Source organism: Pseudomonas sp. zfem003 (assembly GCF_032621675.1).
In the GTDB taxonomy this organism is placed as follows: domain Bacteria; phylum Pseudomonadota; class Gammaproteobacteria; order Pseudomonadales; family Pseudomonadaceae; genus Metapseudomonas; species Metapseudomonas otitidis.
This window is the reverse complement of sequence record NZ_JAVYJG010000007.1, coordinates 484,053-506,317: the sequence shown is the minus strand read 5'-3', so window position 1 is coordinate 506,317 and position 22,265 is coordinate 484,053. Positions and strand designations below refer to the sequence as shown.

Here is a 22,265-nt window from a genome sequence, read left to right as displayed (position 1 = left end):
CGCCCGGCAACGCTGAAAAAGGAGCGACACCATGGGCATTTCCTCCAGGGCCATCCTGGCACTGGCACTGCTGCTAGGCGCAGGCAGCGCCACCGCCGAAGAGCCGACCGACACCGGCAGCCCCATCAAGGACTCGGCCAAGGCCGCCGTTTCTGCCGCCATCTCGGCCGGCAAGAACCTCCTTGGCGGCGCCTCCGAAGGCATCACCGAAGGCCGCCAGTCCGCCCAGGGCGCGGACGGCGCCCTGGTGATCTCCCAGCTGGACCAACTGGACGGCAAGATCGAGGTCCACCTGCTCAAGACCGAAGCCCAGGATGAGAACCTCAGTGTCCTGTTCGGCTTCAAGAACCTCACCGACAAGCCGATCCGACTGATCAACCTGACCTACAACGGCGCCCTGCTGGCCATCGACCAGGACGACTACTCCAGCAACCTGACGCCGATGGACAACCCCGAGGAAGTCACCGTCCCGCCCAAGACCGGTGTTCGGCAGAAATTCGTCTTCCAGGGTCCGGTGGAAGGACCCAAGACCGTGCGCCTGTGGGGCCGGGACTACCCCGTCAAGTAAGCCAGGCACGCCGACCTCGGAAGGCCGGGCCTGACCCCGCTTTCCCCGGAAATGCCCCATACCCGGACTGAAGTCCGGGCTACGCAGAGCCACGCCTGGAGGCTCGTGATGGAGGGGTGAAGCGCCGCTCACCCTACCCGTCTGGAAACGCCCCGTAGCCTGGGCTTCAGCCCAGGGATACACCGGACTGTGCCCAGGCACGGGCTCGGCGCCATCCCGGACTGAAGTCCGGGCTACGCAGGGCCACGCCTGGGAGTTCGCGGTGGTGGGATGAAGCGTCGCTCACCACACCCGCCTGGAAACGCCCGTAGCCTGGGCTTCAGCCCAGGGATGCGCCGGGCTGCTGCCGGGCACGAGGTCAGGGCTGCAGCGGGTTCTGTTCGCTGCACAGGTCCGGGTTGTCGTTCAGCACGCGGCGGATGCGGCCATTGTCGTAGTACGGCACTTCGGGGCAGTAACGCTGGCCGGCGGCGGTCTGCACCGGTTTCCAGGTGGTTTCCTCGGTGCGCAGCAGGGTCGGCGGCTGGCCGGGCGGCGCGGGTTTCCAGACCTCGATGTAGGTGCGTTCGAGGAAATTGCCTTCGTCCAGGTCGCAGGACGCGGGGTCGAGTCCGCGCAGGTGCAGGCGGCCGTCGTCGCCCTGCTCCACCCGGCTGCTGTATTCGATGAAACCGTCGCCGTAGCTGGGTATGACGTAGCACAGGCGCCGCTTGTCGCCGTCCATCAGCGGCAGCAGGTAGCTGCTGCGGGAGTCCACCTCCTGCACGTCGCCGTCCTGCCAGCGGTAGGTGGAAACGCCGTGTTCGCAGCAACTGGCGCGCCAGTAGGTGTAGACGATGCGGTGGACCGGATCGAACTCCGCCGAGCTGATGTCCTGCAGCATGGGCGGGGCGTCGACATAGCGGCCGGTGGCCGGGTCGTAGAGCCAGGTCTGGTGGGGGATGTTGGGGCCGGCCGGGAGGAACTGGGCGATGGTCAGGTCCGGCCAGCCGTCGAAGTTGGCGTCGATCAGCGAGGGCGTGAACATCCCGCAGGTGCCCTGGGACTCGGTGGCCAGGGTCTGCACCAGCTGGCCGTCCTTGTACAGGCGGATGGCCGAGACCATCGGCGGCGTGGGGCAACCGTCGCCCTCCTCCTCGGGCGGTGCGTCCGTCACCAGGCGCAGCTCGAAGGGGAAGCGCGCCTCCAACGCGTCCTCGGCAGCGGCCGGGCGCAGGGCCAGGGGCAGCGAGCGCTTGCCGTTGGGCGAAATCCAGGTGCCGGTCAGGCCCTTCTCCAGCGAGGTAATGCGCCAGGTCCCGGTCGCCACGTTGGCACGGCTGCTGTCGGACTCGCCCAGCTCGGCTCCCTCCCCGGCGATACGCCCGCTGAGCCTGAGCACGTCGCGCGTCTGGTTGCTGCAAGGCTGGTAGCAATACCGGCCGCGCAGGCCATCGGCCACCCGCTGCAGGGACACCTCCACCGTCTTGGTGCCCAGGGTGCCGACCCAGCTGCGGTTCCACACCGGGATTTCCACCGCCGGGGCCGACACCTCGTCCGCCCGGCCAGGCAGGGGCAGCGCCGCCAGCGCGAGGATCAGCCCGGAAACAACGCCACGGTAAGAAAGGACAACGCGCATGCAACCTCCATGTCGGCGGAATTGGGGCGCGCAGGGTAGCAGACCCGGCGCCCGGCCCCTGAGACCTGGGCGAGCAAAACCGCCGGCACGGTGCCCGTACCGACACACCCGGCAAGAACAGCGATCGTCACGGACGATCTGTTGCCAGCGACGCAACACAGGCCCCACTCTTGCGCATCGCCCCACAGGAGGCCCGTGATGGACCGTTTCCAGGAGATGCAGGTGTTTCTCGCCGTGGCCGAGGAACAGGGCTTCGCCGCCGCCGCGCGCCGCCTGAACATGTCGCCACCCAGTGTGACCCGTGCCGTGGCGGCGCTGGAGGAGCGCATCGGCACCCTGCTGCTGGCCCGCACCACCCGCAGCGTGCACATCACCGAGGCCGGCCAGCGCTACGTGGAGGACTGCCGGCGCATCCTCGCCGAGCTGGAGGAGGCGGAGGAATCCGCCGCCGGCAGCCACGCCACCGCGCGCGGCCAGTTGAGCGTCACCGCGCCGGTGCTGTTCGGCGAGCTGTTCGTCACCCCGCTGATGGTGGAGTACCTGGACCAGCACCCAGCGGTGCAGATCAAGGCGCTGCTGGTGGACCGGGTGGTCGCCATGGTGGACGAAGGCATCGACGTCGCCGTGCGCATCGGCCACCTGCCGGACAGCGGCCTCAACGCCGTGCGCGTCGGCGAAGTGCGCCGGGTGGTCTGCGCCTCGCCGGGCTTCCTCGCCACCCACGGCCGCCCCACCCACCCCACGCAATTGCAGGAGGCCCAGGTGGTGGCCTCGGCCAGCAGCCAGGCGCTGGGCGAGTGGCAGTTCATTGAAGAAGACCGGCCGCTGAACATCCGCCCCCAGCCGCGCCTGGTGGTCACCGCCAACCAGGCTGCGATCCATGCCGCCTGCCTGGGCTGGGGGCTGACCCGGGTGCTGAGCTACCAGGTGGCCGACAAGGTGCGCCGGGGTGAGCTGGAGATCGTCCTGGAGGCCTTCGAGCAACCGCCGCTGCCGATCCATGTGGTGTACCAGGGCGGACGGCGGATCGCCGCCAAGGTGCGCACCTTCGTCGACTTCTGCACAGAACGTCTGGCCCGGGACCCGGCACTGAACCGCAACCGGCAGCCCTGAACATGGACCGCCACGGGCAGATGCAGGCCTTCCTCGCCGTCAGCCAGACCCTGAGCCTGGCCGCCGCCGCCCGCCAGCTGGGGTTGTCGGCGCCCACCGTGACCCGCGCCATGGAGGCACTGGAGCAGCGTCTGGGCCTGGCCCTGCTGCAACGCAGCACCCAGGGCGTGACGCTGACCGAAGTCGGGCAGCGCCTCGCCGCCGACTGCGAGCGGCTGCTGCAGCAGGTGCGGGAAGCCGAAGCCTCGGCCGCCGGGCTGCACCTCGAACCGCGCGGTCGGCTCACGGTGAGCATGCCGCTGCTGCTCGGGCAGCAGGTGCTGACCCCGATGCTGCTGGATTACCTGCAGCGCTTCCCCGAGGTGGATGTGGTCGTCCGCTACCTGGAACGGCTGCCCAACCTGCATGAGGAAGGCCTCGACGTGGCCATCGTCGCCGGCAGCCTGCCGGACTCCTCCCTGGTGGCGCTGCCGGTCGGCCAGGTGCGCCGGGTGGTCTGCGCCAGCCCCGGCTACCTGGCGCGGCACGGCGAACCCCAGGCCCCGGCGGACCTCGCCCGGCACCGGATCATCCACGCCCTGGCGGACTCGCGGCTCCCCGAGTGGCGCTTTCGCGTCGACGGGGAACTGCGCCCGTACCCGCTGCGCCCGCGCCTGGCGTGCGCCACGACCCAGGGTGCGATCCAGGCGGCCTGCCTGGGCGGCGGCCTGACGCGCTGCCTGGGCTACCAGGCCCATGAGCAACTGGCCAACGGGCAGCTGCGCACCGTTCTCGCCCCCTTCGCCCCGCCCCCTGTGCCGCTGCACGTGGTGTACCGCGAGGGGCGCCGCGCCGCCGCGCGGGTGCGCAGCTTCGTCGACCTGGCGGTGGCCGGCTTGCGCAATCACGGCGCCCTGAACGGGACGGGCGACGACTAGCCGCTCGGCGTTTATTCCAGATTCCAAAACAAAGGATTGCTATTTCTGGCGATTCCGCCCAAACCCTTGCGCACCGAAGATGACTCCACAGCACGGCCGACCGGCCCCCGCCGCCGGCCCCTGTTCCCCTCACCTGTGTCACGGAGATCATCATGTCCAAGCCGATCAAGCTCTTTCACCACCCCCTGTCGGGCCACGCCCACCGCATCGAGCTGTTCCTCTCGCTACTGGGCGTCCCGGCGGAGCTGGTCTTCGTCGACCTGGCCAAGGGCGCCCACAAGAGCCCGGAATTCCTCGCCATGAACCCCTTCGGGCAGATCCCGGTGATCGACGACAACGGCGTGGTGCTCAGCGACTCCAACGCCATCCTCGTGTACCTGGCGAAGAAGCATGACCCGGCCGGCCGCTGGCTGCCCAACGACCCGCTGGGCGCCGCCCGGGTGCAGCGCTGGCTCTCGGTGGCGGCCGGGCCGATCGCCTCGGGCCCGGCTACCGCGCGGTTGATCACCGTGTTCGGCGCGCCCTACGAGGCCGAGCCCACCATCGCCCGCTCCCACGCGCTGCTCGCGGTCATCGAGCAGGAGCTGGCCCAGCGCCCCTTCCTCGCCGGCGACCAGGCGACCCTGGCCGATGTGGCCGGCTACAGCTACATCGCCCACGCGCCGGAGGGCAACGTGTCCCTGGAGCCCTACCCCCAGGTCCGCGCTTGGCTGGCCCGCGTCGAAGCGCTGCCCGGCTTCGTGCCGATGCCGCGCACGGCCGCCGGCCTGCAAAGCGCCTGACGCGCCCCCGGCGCAGCCACGGCTGCGCCGGGCCTTACGCCTCTCCAGCGGGAGCCCCACCATGAACCAGCCGACCGAGCCCTCCCCCTGGCACGCCGGGGAACAGCAACTGCAGGCACGCGCCGGGGTGGCCCAGCGCATGGCGGACATGGGCCGGCGGGTGATCCGCGACCACATGCCCGAGCAGCACCGCGCCTTCTACCGCCAGTTGCCCTTCGTGCTGCTGGGCACGGTGGACGCCGAGGGGCGCCCCTGGGCCAGCATCCTCGAAGGCCCGGTCGGTTTCGCCCACTCGCCGGCCCCACGCATGCTGCGGCTGGACGCCCTGCCCCAGGCCGGCGACCCGGCCGCAGCCGCCCTCACCGACGGCGCGGCGGTCGGCCTGCTGGGCATCGAGCTGCACAGCCGGCGGCGCAACCGCCTCAACGGTCAGGTGGTGATCCGTGACGGGCATGGGCTGGGCATCGCCGTGGAACAGACCTTTGGCAACTGCCCGCAGTACATCCAGCTGCGCCAGTACGAGACCGTCACAACCACGACCCCGCCAGCAGCCCCGGTCGAGCACCTCGCCCAGCTGGACGATGCGGCACGCCAGGTGATCGCCAGCGCCGACACTTTCTTCGTCGCCAGCTACGTCACCCTCGCCGATGGCCACCGGACCGTGGACGTCTCCCACCGGGGCGGCCAGGCCGGCTTCGTCCGGGTGCGGGGCAACCGCCTGAGCATCCCGGACTTCGCTGGCAACCTGCACTTCAACACCCTCGGCAACCTGCTGCTCAACCCGCAGGCGGGCCTGCTGTTCATCGACTTCGCCAGCGGCGACATCCTGCAACTCAGCGGGCGCACCGAGCTGACGCTGGAGGGTGAGGAAATCCGCGCTTTCCAGGGAGCAGAACGGCTCTGGCACCTGGAGGTGGAGCAGGTCATCCGCCGCCCCGCCGCCCTGGCGTTGCGCTGGGCCTTCCAGGGCTATTCCGCCAACAGCCTGATGACCGGCAGCTGGGACGAGGCCGAGGCCCGCCTGCAGGCCGCCGCGCAGCGCGACCACTGGCGCCCGCTGCGGGTGACGCGGGTGCAGGACGAGAGCGCCAGCATCCGCTCCTTCTACCTGGAGCCCGCCGACCAGGGCGGCTGGCCGGCCTTCTCCGCCGGGCAGCACCTGCCGCTGCGGCTCACCCTGCCGGGCCAGGCGCAACCCCTGATCCGCACCTACAGCCTGTCCAGTGCACCGTCGGACGGCTTCCTGCGGATCAGCGTGAAGCGCGACGGCCTCGTCTCCCAACACCTGCACGCGCACCTGGGCGTCGGCAGCCTGCTGGAGGCCAAGGCCCCGCGCGGCCGCTTCGTGCTCGACCCGGAGGAGCGCCGCCCGCTGGTGCTGCTGGCGGCCGGCGTCGGCATCACGCCGCTGCTGAGCATGCTGCGCGAGGTGCACTACCAGAACCGTCGCCTGCGCCGTCGCCGTGTGGTCTGGCTGATCCAGTCCGCGCGCCACGGGAGCGAGCTGGCCTTCGGCCGCGAACTGGCCGCCCTGCAGCAGGAAGCCGGCGACACGCTGCAGTGGCTGCGGGTACTCAGCCAGCCGGAAGGCGAACTGCAGGAGGGAGTGGATTTCGACCAGGCGGGGCGCATCGACACCGCCCTGCTCAAGGCCGTGCTGCCCTTCGACGACTACGACTTCGTCCTCTGCGGCCCCTCCGGCTTCACCCAGGCGCTGTACGACGACCTGCGGGCACTGAACATCAGCGACAGCCGCCTGCACGCCGAGACGTTCGGCCCCTCCAGCCTGCAACGCCGGCCGGACACGGCCAGCCCAGCCGACGCGCTGCCCCCGGCGGCCACCGAAGCGGTGCCGGTGCTGTTCCAGCAATCCGCCAAGGAGGCCCGCTGGCAGCCCGAAGGCGGCAGCCTGCTGGAGCTGGCGGAGAGCCGCGGTCTGCAGCCGGACTTCAGCTGCCGCAGCGGCTCCTGTGGCACCTGCCGCACGCGCATCCTCAGTGGCCAGGTGACCTACCCGCAGCCACCGGCCAGCCTGCCAGACGCGGGCGAGGCGCTGATCTGCTGCGCAGTGCCCGCCGCCGGTGCGCCACAGCCGCTGGTGCTCGACCTTTAGCGGCTACCTTTGACACCACGCCCACACCTGAAGAGGCACGACCATGACCGCCGAAACCCGCCCCCCGCTTCCCCCCTTCACCCATGAAACCGCTGTGCAGAAGGTGCGCATGGCCGAAGACGGCTGGAACAGCCGCGACCCGGAGCGGGTTGCCCTGGCCTATACCGTCGACAGCCGCTGGCGCAACCGTAGCGAGTTCCCCCGTGGCCGCGAGCAGATCCGCGACTTCCTCACCCACAAGTGGCAGCGCGAGCAGCAGTACCGCCTGATCAAGGAACTCTGGGCCTTCGAAGGCCACCGCATCGCCGTGCGCTTCGCCTACGAATGGCATGACGCCGAGGGGCAGTGGTACCGCTCCTACGGCAACGAGAACTGGGAGTTCGACGAACACGGCCTGATGCAGATCCGCCACGCCAGCATCAACGACCTGCCGATCCGCGAGGACCAGCGGCTGTTCCACTGGCCCCAGGGCCGCCGGCCCGACGAGCATCCCGGGTTGAGCGAGCTGGGGTTGTAGGCGCCTGCAAGCCGGCGCCAGGTCAGCCGGAGCGTGCCAGGGCGGACCGGTACAGGGCGGCAGCGATGCCTTCGATCTCGGAGGCGAGGTGCAGCCGCTCGATCCAGCGAGGCGGAATGCCCTGCCGGCCGTAGAAGGCGCCGGCGATCTGGCCGGTGATGGCGGCGGTGGTGTCGGCGTCATCCCCCAGGTTGGCGGCGGCGAGTACCGCTGCCTCGAAGGAGTCGGTGGACCAGAAGCACCACAGGGAGGCTTCGAGGGAGGCGACGCTGTAGCCGGTGCCCTGGATCTGGTCACGCGACCTGTACCTGAAGCTGCCCTCGGCCAGGCGCCGGATGGCGGGCTCGGCATAGGCCTCCGGGGACAGCGCCAGCACCTCGTCCTTGCCCTGACCCGCCAGCGCGTTGGCAATGACCTCCGCAAGCAGCAGGCACGATTCGATGGCCTCGGCCGCGCCATGGGTGGTGAGGGAGCTCTGGCGCGCGGCCCACCTCATCGCCTCGCGGTCCGGGTAGTAGAACAGCACAGCCGGAGACAGGCGCATGAGCGAACCGTTGCCGGCGGTTCGAGGGTCGCTCGAGCCCGCGAACGGCTCTCCCGTCTCCTGGAAGCGCGTCAGTGCATCCCGGACCGTCATGCCGATGTCGAAGCACGCCCCCGTCGAACTCCAGTACCCCCATTGCCACCAGTTCAGGTAGCGGGTCATCTGGTCCCGGGCATCGAACCCATTGCGCTCCAGCAGGCTTTCCGCCAGGCAAAGCGCCATGGAGGTGTCGTCCGTCCACTGCCCCGGCGCCAGGTGGAAGGGCCCGCCGCCGACCATGTCGGTGATGGGGACGAGGGCACTGCGCGGGGTGAACTCGAGGGTCGTGCCGACCGCGTCGCCACAGGCCAGGCCAAGCAGGCACCCTGCGTAGCGATCCGAGAGATGTGCGTTGTGCATGCGGGTGATTCCCTTCCGGTTCCTGGCTAAGCCCCACTGGCAGTGTCTTTCAGGCGGGCGCAGCGTAGCAGAGGTACTGCCTGGCGCCTGAGACGGTTCTGGCAAAACGGCCCGCAAGGCATGCCGGGCTGCGGCGCACCGCTGTATGCTCGGCGCCGCTCACACGGACGTACCCCCGCCATGCAGAGGATGCCGACATGACACTCGCTCTCCGCGCTGCCGCCTTCATGCTCATCACCGCCAGCAGCCTGGCCGCTCGGGCCGAAGCGCCCCTGCACGGCTACTACCGGGCCGCCACCCCTGCCACGGGCCATTACCAGACCCTCACCGTGCTGGCCACGGCACACGGCCTGTCGTTCTTCTACGTGTCGGAATCGGGCGCCGCCCGCTGCGGAGTACCGGGTATCGCAACCCCGGTCCCCGATGCCGCCAGCACCTACCTGTTCACCGACGACCCGGACCACCACCTGTACACGGGCTGGGAAGGCTACGGCGCGCCCGATGCATCACCCCGCTGCCAGGTGAGCCTCGTCTTCGCAGAGGACAAGGTAGTGGTGAAACCGCTGGATGCGCAGCGCTGCCAGTCCTTCTGCGGCCTGCGGGGTGCCATCGGCGGCACCTTGGAGCGGGTGGGGCCTTGGGCGATGAACAAGGAGTGAGTGGAAGTACCGGATCGGAGATGGCGCTCTTCGAGACAGTCACCCCAGCCTGGTAATGGGCGGGGATCAAAGCCAAGGGCACCGTGGCGATGATGCCGCTCAGCCACCCCGCTTCCTGCGCTTGGCCTTGGCCTTGTACATCTCCCGGTCGGCCAGCTTCAGCGCGTCTTCAGCAGAAATGCCCTCCGGAGTGACAGCCGCCACACCGACGCTGGCGCCGGGGTAATGGATGTCGCCCAGCCCCTCGCCCAGTTCGAATGTCCCGATTGTCGCCTGGGCCAGGCGCTCCTGAAGCAGCCTGGCGGCCTGTTGCATGCCATTCGGATTTGCTGACTCGGCAGCTGCGCCGAGGGCGATGACCACGAACTCGTCGCCGCCCGTACGCCCGAGGATGTCGCTGGCACGCAGGCACGCCTGCAACTGAGCGGCCACGCCCCGCAACAACTGGTCGCCCGCCTGGTGGCCGTAGGTGTCGTTGATGCCCTTGAAGCCGTCCAGGTCAATCACCGCAACCAGCACGTACTTCTGTTCCCGCTGGGCCTGGGCGAACAGCCGGTTGAATTCACTGAGGATCGCCCGGCGGTTGGACAGCCCCGTGAGGCTGTCCGTCAGGGCCAGCTTCGCCAGTTCGGCGTTGGCGGCCTGGAGCCGTTCCACCAGCAGCTCCCGCTCCAGCGAATAGCTGAGCAAGCCGGACATCAGCATCAGCAGCGGCTCCACGTCGGAGGAGCGGGCCACCTGCGCTGAACTGGCAGCGCACACCGTGCCCAGTACCCGGCCATCGTGGGAGCAGATGGGTGCGCTGAGGTAGGTCTTGATGCCCAGGGCAGCGGCGGCCTCGGAGTCGCCCCAGCATTCGGCGACGTTGTCGGAGTAGAGCCGCTTCTCTTCGAGCGCTCGCTTGCACAGCGTGTCCGCCCAGGGCACCACCAGCCCTTCCGGAATCACCATGCTGCCGACGTTGCGGGCGAACTCGACGCGCTGGATGCCTTCGTCGGTGTTGATGGTGGTGAGGTAGGTCGACTCCATCCCCGTGACCTGCCCCAGCAGGGCCAGCAGCGGACGGGTCAGCTCCTCCAGGGTCCGGGCCTTGGGAACGGTTTCCGAGAGAAGCGACAGTATGTGGTCCATGGGCAAGAACTACGGCGTTGTGGACGGGTGCGGGATTGTTAGCCAAAAGCAGCCCGAATTGAACCAGGGGAAACTGCCTCTTGGCGGTATCCAAGCGCTACTGCAGCCCGTTTCAATTCAGGATGTGAACGCGTCACGGTGCTCGGCATGGCGAAGGGTAATTCGGGGCTTGCACGGCTGTTCGCAATGAGCACCGCTACTCGTGCTGGAGGATGTTGACGAGCCTGCCCAGCGGGTCCCGCACATAGAAGCGCCGTACGCCCCAGGGTTCTTGAACGGGACCGTACTCCACCGGTACCTGGTGGGCCTGGACGCGGCGCAGGGCTTCGTCGAGGTCGTCGACTTCGATGGACAGGTCCGGCACCGGGGTGCCGGAGCCGCCCTCGCTGGCGAAGCTGACCTGCACCGTCATCCGCTCAGGGCTGGCGTAGGTGCGTATCCAGCCGTGGTCCATCACCAGCTCAAGACCGAGGAGGTCGCGGTAGAAGCCGTCCACCGCCGAGGGGGCGGCGGTGGCGATGTTGGCGACGATGCGTTTGACGTTCATGGGGTTCTCCCGGGTGACTGGGCGCAGTGCATGCCGAAACTGGATACGCCCTTGCGCGGGCCAAGTCGAGCCTTGCGCCCTCGCCAAGCGGTAGCCCCTGCCGCGACGGTCAGCCCTGCTTCACATTCATGGTGATGCGAGCGGTGAACACCTTCACCCCACCCTCGTCGAAGATGTCGACCGGCACCACCTTGTCACCGGGCGAGGCCCAATCCACTTCGCTGCCGTCGGCAATGGCATGCACAGCCGTCTTCGCCTTGGCCAGGTATTCGACCGTCATGCCCTTCGGGATCCAGCGGGCCCCCGTGGGAATGGAAACCTCGGTCATCATCCCGCCCGCCAGCTCGGCGGCGTTGCACAGTGCGATGGCGTGGACGGACTGCAGGTGGTTGGTGATCTCCTTGCGGAACGGCACCTTTACCTCGGCACGGCCGGGAGTGAGCACGGCGATTTCCGGCGTGATGGTGCTGAAGTAGGGCGCCATCTGGCAGGCCATGTTGCTGAAAGCGGTAGCGCCAACGCTTTGGTACAGGCTGAGAGTCTGGCTCATCGGGGACCTCGGGTGATGGGAAGGAAAGACGGCATTTACAGAATATTATTCTGTTTTAGAACGATATTCTGCATCTGAACGCACTGTCAACGCCTCGTCCACAACTCGGCTTTGACATACCATCGCGCTTTCACTGAGGGGAACGAATGGAACAGGCTGACTTACTCGAGCGCTGCTACCCCGGTCGTCGCGCCGAATCCAAGCGGGAAATCCTTCGCTGCGCCCTGCGGCTGTTCAACGAACACGGGGTCGATGCCACCACCATCGAGACCATCCGCGCCGAGAGCCAGACGAGCGTGGGGGCGATCTACCACCACTTCGGCAACAAGGATGGGGTGATCGCTGCCCTCTACATGGCCGCGCTGGATGACCAGGCCCAACTGCGGGACCGCTACCTGAGCGGCATCGAGACGACGAAGGCCTGGGTGCAGGCGCTGGTGCACAGCTACGTGGATTGGGTCGTCAGCCAGCCGGAGTGGGCGCGTTTCCAGTACCAGGCGCGCTATGCAGTGGCTCAAGGCGGCTGCAAGGACCAGCTCAACGAAGCCAACCAGGCGCGCAGCAGCCAGCTCCGGGAATGGTTCAGCGAGCCCTCGCGCAAGCAGGACCTGCAGGACCTGCCACGGGAACTGATCCCCTCGCTCATCATCGGTCCGGCGGAAAGCTACTGCCGTGCCTGGCTCTCCGGCCGGGTCAAACGCAGCCCCGAGGCCTACCGGCAGCAACTGGCCGAAGCCGCTTGGCTCTCCGTCGGCGCGCGTGCCGACTAGCACCGGCGACACCTCGTCCCAATCACCTCACCCACGCGGGCGTACAATGCCGCCCGCGCCGATCCCCTGATCGGGCACGCCTGGAGCCTGCTTCCCGATGTTCACCCTCGTTACCCTCGACACGCCGCCGCCCGAGTCCCTGAAGAGCCAGGTCCTGCAGGTGGTGGTGGACGATTTCAGCGACATCAGCCCTGTGCCGCTGACGCCCAGCAATCCGCTCTACCCGCTGTACCAGTACGTGATCGGCTACGAGGTGCACCTCTACCTGCAGGCCATGGACAGCGGGCTGGACGGTGCCGCGCGGCTCGTCCTGGCGCTGGATGACGAAGACCCTTCCCAGGTGCTCGGTTTCGCCCTCTTCCTGCCGAGCGCGGACGACGCCGAGGCCTGCACCCTCCCCTACATCGCCGTGAAGGCTAGCCACCGCCGGCGCGGCATCGGCCGTGCCCTGCTGCAGCAGGTGATCGCCCAGCGGCCCCACCTCGAACTGGCCTGCGTCGCCAGCAAGGCACCGCTCTTCGAGGCCATGGGGCTGCGCGTACTGGCCGCCCAGGGGGCCCATGTCCTGCTCAACACCCGTGACCACCGTTCCGACGGCCTGGTCGCCGTGCAGGACCTCGCCCCCATCTACCAGTCCAAGGAAGTGCGGCAGATCCACGCCTACTTGGTGAAGCAGCACGGCAGCAAGGCCATGCGCGAAGCCGAAGCCAAGCGCGACCGGCTGCTGGACCAGCTGGCCTTCCACGCCCAGGCCCTGGTGAAGGAGCGCTTTCCCACGGTGCATTGAAGGCCGGTGCACCGCAGGAAAAGCACAGATGACAGCAGCCGGCTGAGTCGAGATCCTGTTCTCGGGTTTCAAGCCCGACTGGACGAAGGACGCGCTGTGCTGCGCAACCCAGCCGGTAAAGGGCAAGGTTTCGTTCAGTGATGGCGGGTGGCAGGTTGTCTTCCAGCCTTGAGGGCCACCGTTTGGAGGCCACAGCCAAGCCGTCGCCCCCGCCGCACGTTCAGGCCTGCTGGCGGGTCGCCGCCAGGACGATCTCGCGGATGCACACACCCTGTGGCTGTTCGTAGGCATAGCGGATGGCATTGGCCACGTCTTCGGCCGAGAGCACCGTCCCGCCCATGTCCTGCTTCCACTCCTGATAACCGCGCTTGATGGCCTCGTCGGTCGTGTGGCTGAGCAGCTCGGTCTCCACCGCGCCTGGCGCAATGGTCACCACGCGGACATTGTGCGGAGCCACTTCCTCGCGCAGGTTCTCGGAGATGGCATGCACCGCGAACTTGGTGCCCACGTAGGCGACGTGGTTGGGGAAGGTCTTGCGACCGGCCACGGAGCTGACGTTGATGAGCGTTCCCTGGCGGCGCTCGACCATTCCCTTGAGTACCGCATTCACGCCATTGAGCAAGCCCTTCACGTTGACGTCGAGCATCCGTGCCCACTCTTCGGGGTCCTGCTCGGTCATGCTGCCCAGCAGCATTACGCCAGCGTTGTTCACCAGGGCATCCGCCGGCCCGAACAGGGCCTCGGCCTCCGCAACCGCCGCCAGCACGGCGGCTCGGTCAGTCACATCCACCGCGCGGCAGAGCGCGCGGGGCAACTGCAACGCTTCCAGGCGCTCCAGACGACGGGCCAGCAACAGCAAGGGGTGCCCAAGCTGGGCAAACACTCGTGCGGTGGCCTCGCCAATACCGGAACTGGCCCCGGTAACGATGATCAGTGGTTTATTCATGACGCTCTCCTGCTATCAGCTATCTGGATGACTAAACGATGAACAGGAGTATATTCAGCGCGAAATCGCTTAAAAAATGACTTATTCCTCTGCCTGGCATCGGTCAAACCTATGGATATTCGGCACTTCTCCGCCTTCATCGCGGTATTCGAAGAGCGCAACATCACCGCAGCGGCTCAGCGCCTGCACATCAGCCAACCCACCCTGTCCGTCACCATCCGCCAGTTGGAAGAGGCGCTAGGCGTCGAACTGTTCTTGCGCCAGGCACGGGGTGTGGACGTCAGCGAGGCCGCACGGAATCTCTACCCCCGCGCCAGGGCCCTGGTTGCCGAGACGGCCAGCATCGGCGACATGTTCCGCCCAGGGGCCAGCCGCCAAACGCTGCATCTGGGGGTGGAGGGCGACATCAGCGCGGCGCAGGTGGAGCAGTTCATCGTTCTGGCGCGGCAAGCCGTCCCCAACCTGCTGCTGCATTTGGAAGCAGGCTGCACGGGCGACGCGCGATTGGCCGTGGAAGAACTCTCCTGCGAGGACGAGCTGTTCGTCCCCGTATGGGAGGACCCGTATGCCCTCGCCCTGCCCCCAGGCGCCGAACGCGCCGAGGACTGCGGCTGGATCACCTGCCCGGGCCATCCCTCCCACCAACGCCTGATGACGATCTACGGCAGCAGCCCCGTGGCCGCCCAGGCCAGTTCGCTGGAACTGGCGCTGCGCCTGGTGAGCGCAGGCGTAGGCGCTGCAATCCTGCCCGGCTCCCTGCTTGCAAGCGCACCGGCGGTGGGCAGCGGCAGCCTTAACCTGCCGCTGCCCACGCGCCGAATCGGCCTCTGCCATTCAGCCCAGGCCCTGGAGAACCCTGCCGTGAATGCGCTGTATGCCTTCTTGCGTGAAGCATCGGCAAACCACGCTGCCGAGCTTACTGACCGTGCATAGCAGCCAGCACCAGGGTGACGGACCTGGCTGCGAGTAGTTTTCCAAACCGCCGAAGAATGGCGTGCCGCCCGGCAGTGCGGAGCGTCCATAAAACGCGGCAGACAAGTGGCAACTTACGAGCAAAGACAAAGGCTCATGAATGCTTCTCTCGGCCCCCACCGCAGCCACATGAGCGGGCATCCAACTCCCTACAGCTGAGCAGTTTCAATCCCCAGGAATGCCGAACGAAATGCACGCGCTTTTGCCTGGGTGGTACTGATGGGTTTGCTTACACAACAAAAAAAGCAACTGAAGATGCTTCTTGATGCCGGTATGCCAGCCCGCGTGTAAGCCGTCACGAAATTCTTTATCAATTCAACCCGCCTCGCGCCCGAAGGATGCGAGGGTGTCGCCGGCCCCAATATGTTGGGAATCAAATCGATATTGGCTGCGACTGAAGCCCACAAATCCGGGAGCTGGCAAAGCAGCACTTTCGTGGCGATCAGATCCGCCCAGGCTTCGTGCTTCTTCCGACCGGCATCCATGGCCTCAGGGCAATGCGTGCCTTGCCTTTCGTGCTCCAGCGCAACCACGCCGTGCGCGGTCTCGTGAGCAATGGCAAACAGAACCAGGTAATCCGCTTGTTGGCAGGCTCCCTGGGTCACCATTACAAGCCCCGGACTGCCTGCACCGTCTATGTCCTGGTTTGTTTCATCGATATAGAAGTCCGTGTTACCCATCGCGGGGTATTCGTTTTTGAAAGCCGGTAGAAACCGATCATTGAAAAGAGCCCTGACGTCTTCCTCGACCATTCTTCACCTCCATGTGCACGTTACGGACAGATGTTCTACCCACGCTCGACTACTAGGCTGCCCACCTTCTCGCTGACTGACTCGAGCCCTCAGAGCCAGAGCCTAGCCACATTTCCCAAACGCGCTAAGAGACACAACCTTTCCTCGAAGAACGCATCTCACCAGGCACAGCCCCCTTCCATACAGGTTCGAAACTACTCACTTCCGACCGAGCCCAAGGTTCTTCCAAGGACTCCCGTGCCCAGCACAAGCCCCGGCTCCCACTCCGGCTCCCCGGCCTTGACCGTTTGCAGCACCTGCCACCTGAGCGTGTCGCCCTCCAGCGTGGCCTTGCCCTTCACGACCATTCGCACGCGCCCCACGCCCGGCCGAATGGGCAGGGGCTGCACGCTGTAACAGCGACATGAGGACGCTCGACTTCACAGGCAGGCACGGCCCCCGAGTTGCGGTAGCATCCCGCGCTTGCCATGGAGAGTGATATGCAAAACCGATACGGACGACTCGCCTCGTGGATTTATCACCTGGATAAACCCATCGGCCATTCATTTGGAGACCTGGAGTACTACCAAGAGCGCCTGGCGGACGTTGATGGCCCGATACTGGAACCCGCCGTGGGCAATGGGCGGATCTTCATACCGCTGCTGGAGAGGGGCCTGGCCATCGAGGGTTTCGATGCCTCCCACGAGATGCTCGAATACTGCCGGCAGGAATGCCGGGCGCGAGGGCTGCCCGCCCCCCTCACACAGCAGACGTTCGAGCAGTTCAGCTACGACCAGCGATTTGCGGCCATCATCATGCCCGCCGGGTCATTCCAGCTGATTACCGAAACCACCTCCGCAATGACCGTGCTCAAACGGTTCTGGAATCACCTGCAGCCCGGCGGGCGGTTGATCATGGACATCGACCCCATCGAGAGCATCATCGGGGAGGCACAGGCGGCACGGAGCTGGACAGTGGATGGCAGCAACCTCCTCACGCTGACCAGCCACCGGGCCGAAGTGGACTATCGCAAGCAAACCACGCTGTCCCATCTGCACTACCAGCATTGGCAAGACGGCACCTTGCAGTCCGCCGAACTGGATCTGTTCCACTTGCGCTGGTGGGGCGTCGACGAACTGGCATTCGCACTGCGCGAAGCGGGCTTTGTAGAGGTGGTGGCGTCAGGCGGCTACCAGCATGGCCGCTCCCCTTGCCAGAGCGATCAAATCATCAGCTTCGAAGCACGCCGCCCAGGTTGACGAGGCCTTGAACAAGGGCGTGGCAAAGGTGGCGCACGGCGGATCGAAAGCGACCGCGTCCACGCCAACCGTGAAGGGCCGCGCCCCCCGGCACGCTCATCCCGAATCGGAGGGTGAACGTGCCGATCAGCCCAATCTGCAACCACACCGCTGAGTGCGACCGAGGCGGTTGTTCAAGCAACCGCCTCACTCGGTCAGCGGCAGATCGTGGGCTCGACCTGACGTAACGCTTTCCGCCCCAAGACCCGCCACTTTCTCCCAGACAAGACGGCAGCCCGTCGCCATGCCGGCCCCCTCCTCCCCTTGCCCTCGGGCTCGCCCGTCCCTATCCTGCGCCGGCCACGGTCAATCCCGTGGCCGGGTTTAGCGACCCGAAAGACATTGGCGCGATTGCGCCAGCTGGTGCATGCGAGAAACGGCGGATGTTTCTTGCAGGCATTGGCACGCATGCAGTTTTTACTGCACCGCTCTATGGCAGATCGCGTGGGGAGACCCTCGGGTCTGCCGGATTCCAATGTCTCCGGTTCGCTAACCCTGCGCGGTCTGCCACCCTTTCGTTTAGCGACGTAGGTGGCAGCTCCTTAACCGACATTGGAGCAACACCATGCATGACGCATTCACCCCCATCACCTTCCAACGCCACTGCCACCAACTGCGCGCCGTCATGATCGACAACCGTCCCTGGTTCGTCGCCCTCGACTTCGCCCTGATGATCGCCGCCACCCGGCCCTACCGCCTGACCAAACGCCTCTACCCCCACCAATTCCGCTTCGCCTTTCTGCGCTACAGCACAGGACGCTGCGAAGAGGTGGAACTGGTCAGCGACGCCGGCCTCTACCGCGCCCTCTACCGCTTCGGCCACCCCGAACACTGCGCCCTCAGCCAGTGGCTCAGCGATGAGGTGATCCCCACCCTCCACGACTACCACCGCGACCCGCAGGCCAGCCCGCGACGCATCCTCATGACCTGGGCCAACCAGCGCATCGCCGCCCTGCACTGGCAAAGCGAAACCTGGATCGCCCGGCAGGACCTGCCGCGCTTTATGGCCGCGCACGATGATCCGCGGCTGGGGGATGGACCGAGTTGGAGGCGGTTTTTCTAGGGAGCTGGAAATGGAAACGCCGCATGGGAGTGCGGCGTTTTTAGTTGCGAAGATATCGCCACCACCCTTCCCCCGAAACTGTCAGGGCACCCAGCACCCCAGCGACAACCTGACCATCTCCACCAGCCGCAGGTGGTCCTCGTAGTTGCTGCGCGACAGGTGGATCACCGCATCCATCAACGCACCCTCCCGATAACCATCGAGAAACGGCCCCGGCACGCAATCGTGCATCGCCACGTTCTCCAGAATCACCTCGGAGATCACCAGCGTGCTGTGCAGACATGCGTCCAGGCGCTGGACCAGTTCCTGAAGGCGGCGTTGTTCGTGAGTGATATCGCTAATGCCAACACCTCCCCTTGGGTGGGAAGGATGGGGTGCAGGGTGAGCGGTAGAGAACGAGAGGGGTGAATACGTCGTGCATGGCAAATAGCTCTTTGCTGAGCTCCATCAGCTACCGCCATTCGCTTTCATTCAGAGGGCGGCAGACCGTGAGGGTCTACCCACGCGACCCGCCATAAAGCAGAGCAGTTGTGAAAACTGCATGCGGGCTGGGGCCTGAAAAAACATTCGCCGTTTTTCGCATGCACCTCGCGGCGCATTCGCGCCAATGTTGTTTCGGGCTGTCAAAGCAGGCCACGGGCTTACCGTGGCGGGTGCAGGATAGGGATGAGTGGGAGAGCGACTAAAAGCGGCAAGCAGTTAGCCTACTTGAGTAGACCCATTCTTCAACGGAACTCGGCACGGTCTTATTTACCTATGTGCCATCCACCCCAGCCCCACAGTGCGAGCTCTCTGACTGAACCACTGCACCGATCATAGCGACGAGAATCCAGTACTGAACGAAAGGATTACTTGCGCAATGCGCTTCTTATTGGCTAATTTCAAACACCGCTACTGGCGATGCGCCATCCAAGTCGCACCACCTAACAGGATGTCGGTTCAGTGGGCCAATTAGCCGATTCGGTTCGGCGCGAAAAGGAAATCACCATGGGCTTTTGGCAGCAACCCCACGCACCTCGTCTTAGCAATCAATTACTCGATCATCAATATTTTCGAATTAGAGGCTTTTTAAGCTTTCGCTACCCCGTACCTGCAGCCCTATAAAAAGACAAACCCCACACAGCATAAACCAGCGCCAGCAAATCGAAGATCAGCGAAAGCCAAATATTAAAAGAGACCAAGATGCCCATTAGTTTTGAAGTATTGATTGACGATCTCTTCCTAAACTTCGCTCCAGGAAGCGAAATACAGCCCGCACACAACAAAAACGTCCTCTGCATGATCAATCACTTCGAGGACGGAAAATGGATGTTCAAGAAATTCCAAAATTTCATTTGGGACAACATTGGCGAGACAACTCTATCATTTAAAGAAAGAGCTTCACTAGTAAACCACTCCCTTCTTACCGAAGCAGCGAAAAACTTAAGACTCACAGATAAAGACGGAGACATAAGCGAAGGAAGCGAACTTGCAGAAATTGTCCTATATGGAATCATGAAACACCAATACGGGGCACTGCCAGTAGTACCTAAAATATTCCACAAACAGAACTCACAGGACACTGCCAAAGGCGCAGACAGCGTCCACATAACCATCAAAGATGGCGATTATTTTCTATGGTTTGGAGAGGCAAAATTTTACAACAGCATTGAAGACGCACGTCTCCCCGAGATAATAAAATCCGTTGAAAACTCCCTCAGCACCGACAAGCTAAAGAAAGAAAATAGCATAATACTGAATACCAAAGATTTAGAATCAGTAGTGCAAGACGAATCCATACTTAGGAAAATACAAACAGCATTATCCCCGCAAGAATCCATCGATCCGTTAAAATCAAAAATCAACATCCCAATACTACTTCTACACGAATGCCAAATAACCAAAAATCAAACAACTCTGACCACAGAATATAAAAAAGAAATACTCACATACCATCAGAGCAGAGCATCAGCATACTTCTCTAAACAAGCAAAAAAAATCGGGAGCATTCATAAATACAGCGAAATAAAATTCCACTTGATTCTATTTCCTGTACCTTCAAAAGAAGAAATTGTAAAAAAATTCCTAGCCAATGTTGAACACTACAAGGATCAGTAGAAATGGAGATTTTTGAGAGATGCCAGGAGATAAACACCCTTCTTAACCAAAGCAATGAACAGGCAGCTAGAAACGAACTAATCAAATTGCTTGATCACCATGAGAAATACAAAATCCCTTACACGCCACTTATAAACTCACTAATAAGAGAGACTGGCCTTTTCCCATACCTCAAACCAGATACCGCTTCTTGGCAGGACCGCTTCGTCTTTGAAGCATTTAAGGTAGATACTGGACTAGAGTTCCCTATCACCCTACATAGAGAGCAGTCATCTCTTCTAAAACAACTTTTAGATGGCATAAATTTAGCCGTAAGCGCTCCAACCAGCTTTGGAAAGAGCTTTGTTATAGACGCCTTTATCTCCATTAAAAACCCAGACAACGTTGTAATAATAGTGCCAACAATTGCCCTAACTGATGAAACGCGCCGCAGGCTTTACCCTAAATTTTCTGACACCCATAAAATCATCACAACAACGGAGTCCGAACCAGCCGATCGAAATATATTCATATTCCCACAAGAAAGAGCTCTTTCATATATAAACAAGATCAAAACAATTGACATTCTCGTCATCGATGAATTCTATAAGGCGAGCAAATTATTCGACAAAGAACGCTCCTCTTCACTTTTACGCGCCATTTTAAAGCTTGGCTCCATAGCAAAGCAGCGATATTTCCTAGCCCCAAACATATCCCGTATAAATGAAAATCCATTCACAAGAGACATGAAATTCATTTCTCTCGACTTTAACACTGTATACCTAGATAAAAAGGACTATTCCAGCGAGATTGGCGGAAACGAAAATAAAAAATCCCAAGCCCTAGTCAACATATTATCCAAGAATCATGGAAAAACTTTAATATATGCTGGCACCTATGCAGACATAGACAGAGTTTCCGAGATAATAAAGAAAAATATCAAAAACTCAGAAACACCTCTACTCGCAAGCTTTGCAAACTGGCTGGAGAGAAACTACTCAGCGCAATGGGATTTGATTTCTTTGGTAAAAAAATCCACAGGAATACACAATGGACAAATTCATAGATCACTAGGCCAAATCCAAGTTAAATTATTTGAAGAACCACATGGACTTAACAAAATTGTATCAACCTCATCAATAATCGAGGGAGTTAATACATCAGCCGAAAACGTGATCATATGGAGAAATAAAAATGGCAAGTCGAAACTCAACGACTTCACTTACAAGAACATAATTGGCCGCGGCGGAAGGATGTTTAAACACTTCATAGGGAAGATATTCATATTGGATGCCCCCCCTGAAGAAGAGGCTACACTGCTCAACCTAACCCTGCCAGACGAGATTCTTCCTGACATTTCCTCCAGCAAGTACAAACAAGATCTAACAAATGAACAAATAGCAAAAATAATATCCTATCAAGATGAGATGCAAGAGCTTCTTGGATTTGACTATGAGAGCCTTCAAAAATCCGGCACCCTACAAGGAGACGCAAATCTAATCAGACACATCGCAAGAGATATGAAGGATAACCCATCAGAGTGGAATGGCCTTGCATTCCTAAACTCTGAAAACCCATATCATTGGGAGAGGCCACTGTACAAAGCAATTAATCTACTGCCAGGAAAATGGGATATCGAGTACAGTAAATTTGTCGCATTTGTTAAAATTCTTTCCAAAAACTGGACACACTCAATACCACAACTACTAGACGAACTAGCACAACACCGAATCGATATTTCATCTTTTTTCACGCTAGAGAGAAATGTATCATTCAAGCTATCCTCATTACTAAATGACATAAACACCTTACAGAAATCAATATTCAAAAACTCAAACGTAGAAATCTCTTCATTTTCCACAAAACTATCTCATGCCTTCCTTCCTTCTGTAGTTTATGACTTGGAAGAATACGGCCTACCCAGAATGATCTCAAAGAAACTCCACAAATATAAAATCATAAATTTTCGAAACGAAGATCTGACCATACATGACACCATAAACCTTCTTAATCGTTATTCTGCCGACCACATTTATAAATCGATACCCCTCACTGAGTTTGAGAAATACATAATCAATTACTTCTTTGAAGGAATTCGAAAGCCACAGCAACTCTAAGATAAAATTACTCACTAAATAACCATTCGCTTCTTACCAAAACAGAA

General features: G+C 62.4%; 22 protein-coding genes. 14 read left to right on the top strand and 8 right to left on the bottom strand.

The window, feature by feature from the left end:
* The first annotated feature begins 31 nt into the window (after positions 1-31).
* Complete coding sequence (locus RTK35_RS19380) at positions 32-568, top strand: hypothetical protein (protein ID WP_316908751.1); 537 nt, start codon at positions 32-34, stop codon at positions 566-568.
* Positions 569-926: 358 nt separating this feature from the next.
* Here the strand turns inward: RTK35_RS19380 and RTK35_RS19375 are convergent, their stop codons facing one another.
* Complete coding sequence (locus RTK35_RS19375) at positions 927-2,186, bottom strand: XAC2610-related protein (RefSeq protein WP_316908750.1); 1,260 nt, start codon at positions 2,184-2,186, stop codon at positions 927-929.
* A gap of 198 nt (positions 2,187-2,384) precedes the next feature.
* On the opposite strand from RTK35_RS19375, the gene RTK35_RS19370 reads away from it, so the two are divergent.
* The 5 genes from RTK35_RS19370 to RTK35_RS19350 all read left to right on the top strand — a co-directional run bounded on the left by RTK35_RS19370 (position 2,385) and on the right by RTK35_RS19350 (position 7,628).
* Complete coding sequence (locus RTK35_RS19370) at positions 2,385-3,299, top strand: LysR family transcriptional regulator (protein ID WP_142008323.1); 915 nt, start codon at positions 2,385-2,387, stop codon at positions 3,297-3,299.
* Positions 3,300-3,301: 2 nt separating this feature from the next.
* A complete protein-coding gene (locus RTK35_RS19365; RefSeq protein ID WP_316908749.1) occupies positions 3,302-4,216 on the top strand; it encodes a LysR family transcriptional regulator in 915 nt (304 codons plus the stop codon).
* Between the two features lie 152 nt (positions 4,217-4,368).
* The gene (locus tag RTK35_RS19360) at positions 4,369-4,998 is read left to right on the top strand and encodes a glutathione S-transferase family protein (protein WP_074967816.1); all 630 of its coding nucleotides are present in this window, start codon (positions 4,369-4,371) and stop codon (positions 4,996-4,998) included.
* A 61-nt stretch (positions 4,999-5,059) separates the two neighbouring features.
* Positions 5,060-7,111, top strand: coding sequence for a pyridoxamine 5'-phosphate oxidase family protein (locus RTK35_RS19355; RefSeq protein WP_316908748.1), 2,052 nt, complete (start codon positions 5,060-5,062; stop codon positions 7,109-7,111).
* 43 nt (positions 7,112-7,154) lie between these two features.
* On the top strand, positions 7,155-7,628 hold the full coding sequence (locus RTK35_RS19350; RefSeq protein ID WP_316908747.1) for a nuclear transport factor 2 family protein: 474 nt from the start codon (positions 7,155-7,157) through the stop codon (positions 7,626-7,628).
* 22 nt (positions 7,629-7,650) lie between these two features.
* Here the strand turns inward: RTK35_RS19350 and RTK35_RS19345 are convergent, their stop codons facing one another.
* A complete protein-coding gene (locus RTK35_RS19345) occupies positions 7,651-8,571 on the bottom strand; it encodes an ADP-ribosylglycohydrolase family protein (protein ID WP_316908746.1) in 921 nt (306 codons plus the stop codon).
* Between the two features lie 197 nt (positions 8,572-8,768).
* On the opposite strand from RTK35_RS19345, the gene RTK35_RS19340 reads away from it, so the two are divergent.
* A complete protein-coding gene (locus RTK35_RS19340) occupies positions 8,769-9,230 on the top strand; it encodes a hypothetical protein (protein ID WP_316908745.1) in 462 nt (153 codons plus the stop codon).
* A 99-nt stretch (positions 9,231-9,329) separates the two neighbouring features.
* Here RTK35_RS19340 and RTK35_RS19335 read toward each other — a convergent pair whose 3' ends face one another.
* The 3 genes from RTK35_RS19335 to RTK35_RS19325 form a co-directional block, all read right to left on the bottom strand.
* Positions 9,330-10,361 carry a sensor domain-containing diguanylate cyclase gene (locus RTK35_RS19335; RefSeq protein WP_316908744.1) on the bottom strand — a complete coding sequence of 344 codons (1,032 nt, stop codon included), beginning with the start codon at positions 10,359-10,361 and terminating at the stop codon, positions 9,330-9,332.
* A gap of 196 nt (positions 10,362-10,557) precedes the next feature.
* Positions 10,558-10,908, bottom strand: coding sequence for a VOC family protein (locus RTK35_RS19330; protein WP_316908743.1), 351 nt, complete (start codon positions 10,906-10,908; stop codon positions 10,558-10,560).
* A gap of 109 nt (positions 10,909-11,017) precedes the next feature.
* Complete coding sequence (locus RTK35_RS19325; RefSeq protein ID WP_253123148.1) at positions 11,018-11,458, bottom strand: hotdog fold domain-containing protein; 441 nt, start codon at positions 11,456-11,458, stop codon at positions 11,018-11,020.
* A gap of 146 nt (positions 11,459-11,604) precedes the next feature.
* Here RTK35_RS19325 and RTK35_RS19320 point away from each other — a divergent pair, with 146 nt between their 5' ends.
* Together RTK35_RS19320 and RTK35_RS19315 are read left to right on the top strand one after the other, a co-directional pair.
* Complete coding sequence (locus RTK35_RS19320) at positions 11,605-12,228, top strand: TetR/AcrR family transcriptional regulator (RefSeq protein WP_268192626.1); 624 nt, start codon at positions 11,605-11,607, stop codon at positions 12,226-12,228.
* Between the two features lie 97 nt (positions 12,229-12,325).
* Positions 12,326-13,015 (top strand): GNAT family N-acetyltransferase, encoded by a 690-nt coding sequence (locus RTK35_RS19315; RefSeq protein WP_316908742.1) that lies wholly within the window; start codon positions 12,326-12,328, stop codon positions 13,013-13,015.
* Positions 13,016-13,235: 220 nt separating this feature from the next.
* Here the strand turns inward: RTK35_RS19315 and RTK35_RS19310 are convergent, their stop codons facing one another.
* Entirely contained in the window at positions 13,236-13,961 is a 726-nt protein-coding gene (locus tag RTK35_RS19310) for an SDR family oxidoreductase (RefSeq protein WP_107330870.1), read from the bottom strand.
* Positions 13,962-14,072: 111 nt separating this feature from the next.
* Here RTK35_RS19310 and RTK35_RS19305 point away from each other — a divergent pair, with 111 nt between their 5' ends.
* Positions 14,073-14,894: a LysR family transcriptional regulator gene (locus RTK35_RS19305; protein ID WP_316908741.1), complete on the top strand. Its 822-nt coding sequence runs from the start codon at positions 14,073-14,075 to the stop codon at positions 14,892-14,894.
* Positions 14,895-15,082: 188 nt separating this feature from the next.
* On the opposite strand, the gene RTK35_RS19300 is transcribed toward RTK35_RS19305, so the two are convergent.
* Positions 15,083-15,685 carry a hypothetical protein gene (locus RTK35_RS19300; RefSeq protein ID WP_316908740.1) on the bottom strand — a complete coding sequence of 201 codons (603 nt, stop codon included), beginning with the start codon at positions 15,683-15,685 and terminating at the stop codon, positions 15,083-15,085.
* A gap of 479 nt (positions 15,686-16,164) precedes the next feature.
* On the opposite strand from RTK35_RS19300, the gene RTK35_RS19295 reads away from it, so the two are divergent.
* Both RTK35_RS19295 and RTK35_RS19290 read left to right on the top strand, forming a co-directional pair.
* On the top strand, positions 16,165-16,923 hold the full coding sequence (locus tag RTK35_RS19295; protein ID WP_316908739.1) for a class I SAM-dependent methyltransferase: 759 nt from the start codon (positions 16,165-16,167) through the stop codon (positions 16,921-16,923).
* A 604-nt stretch (positions 16,924-17,527) separates the two neighbouring features.
* A complete protein-coding gene (locus RTK35_RS19290; protein ID WP_069560270.1) occupies positions 17,528-18,025 on the top strand; it encodes a Bro-N domain-containing protein in 498 nt (165 codons plus the stop codon).
* An 81-nt stretch (positions 18,026-18,106) separates the two neighbouring features.
* Here RTK35_RS19290 and RTK35_RS19285 read toward each other — a convergent pair whose 3' ends face one another.
* A complete protein-coding gene (locus RTK35_RS19285) occupies positions 18,107-18,277 on the bottom strand; it encodes a hypothetical protein (protein WP_316908738.1) in 171 nt (56 codons plus the stop codon).
* 930 nt (positions 18,278-19,207) lie between these two features.
* Here RTK35_RS19285 and RTK35_RS19280 point away from each other — a divergent pair.
* Both RTK35_RS19280 and RTK35_RS19275 read left to right on the top strand, forming a co-directional pair.
* The gene (locus RTK35_RS19280; RefSeq protein ID WP_316908737.1) at positions 19,208-20,122 is read left to right on the top strand and encodes a DUF1837 domain-containing protein; all 915 of its coding nucleotides are present in this window, start codon (positions 19,208-19,210) and stop codon (positions 20,120-20,122) included.
* A gap of 2 nt (positions 20,123-20,124) precedes the next feature.
* A complete protein-coding gene (locus tag RTK35_RS19275; RefSeq protein ID WP_316908736.1) occupies positions 20,125-22,218 on the top strand; it encodes a DEAD/DEAH box helicase in 2,094 nt (697 codons plus the stop codon).
* The last annotated feature ends 47 nt before the right edge of the window (positions 22,219-22,265 follow it).